The sequence below is a fragment of the Hyphomonas sp. genome, assembly GCF_040882205.1.
GTDB lineage: Bacteria > Pseudomonadota > Alphaproteobacteria > Caulobacterales > Hyphomonadaceae > Hyphomonas.
This window is the reverse complement of record NZ_JBBEBT010000105.1, coordinates 1-1,080: the sequence shown is the minus strand read 5'-3', so window position 1 is coordinate 1,080 and position 1,080 is coordinate 1. Positions and strand designations below refer to the sequence as shown.

At 67.7% G+C, this 1,080-nt stretch carries 1 protein-coding gene; it reads right to left on the bottom strand.

Annotated features, from left to right (window positions below; translation table 11 throughout):
• Positions 1-243: 243 nt before the first annotated feature.
• Positions 244-1,080: DnaJ C-terminal domain-containing protein (locus WEA77_RS04350; RefSeq protein ID WP_368066643.1), on the bottom strand; the 837-nt coding region annotated here is incomplete at its 5' end.

Here is a 1,080-nt window from a genome sequence, read left to right as displayed (position 1 = left end):
CGCTTGCCGGCCATCAGGCCGTTTCCACCCGCCATATGCGTGTTCTCCCAGATCAGAAATCCGGTCTGCCTATCGCACAGGCAATTTGAGGCTTCAAGGCGTGAGCTCTCCTCTCCCCGTTTCACGGGGAGAGGCTGCCGGCAGGCAGGTGAGGGGCAGCGCGACGTTGTGGCGGGTGGGCTCGGCCCCTCATCCGCTCCTTTGGGGCACCTTCTCCCCGTGAACGGGGAGAAGGCAAAACCCTCACCCGCGCCGCTTCTTCATCAGCGCCTCGAGTTCGGCATCGTCCGCGGGCAGCATCACCTGCACATGCGCGTAGAGGTTGCCATGGCCGCCGGTCTTGAGCGGCAGGCCCCGGCCTTTCAGGCGCATCGCCCGGCCGGAACTGGACCAGGCGGGAACGCCGAGGGAGACCTTGCCCGTCGGCGTCTCCACCGTCACCTTTCCGCCGAGCACCGCATCGGCGAGATCGACCGGCACGTCGGTGTGCAGGTCGCGGCCCTCCACGCGGTAGTTCGGATGGCTGGCGAACCTGATCCTGACCAGCGCGTCACCGCGCGCGCCTGTGAAGGGCGAAGGCTGCCCCTGCCCTTTCAGCCTGATCGTCTGCCCGTCCTCGACATAGGCCGGCAGCTTGACGGCGATCTTGCGCCCGTCGGGAAACTGCGCCGTCACCTTGGCCGCGGTCACCACCTCCTCGATGCTCACCTCGAGGGTGGCGTTGAGGTCGGGCGGAGGCGGCGCGCCGGCGCCCGCACCGGGGCCACGCTGCTGGCGGAAGTGCGTTCCGGGATCGGCGCCCTGCGAAAAGGCATCGCCGAAAATCTCGCTGAAGATGTCGCCGGCCTCGAAGCCGCCGGTGCGGAATTCGAAATGGCTTGCGCCGGGCCCGCCGCGCTGCTGGCGAAAACCGGCGCCGCCGGCCCCGCCGAAATCCTGGAAGCGCGGCTTGCCTGTGGCGTCGATCTCGCCGCGGTCGAAGGCCTTCCGCTTTTCCTCCTCGCCGAGGATTTCGTAAGCCTGGTTAGCTTCCGCGAAGCGTTCCTTGGCCTTTGGATCCTCCGGATTCTGGTCCGGATG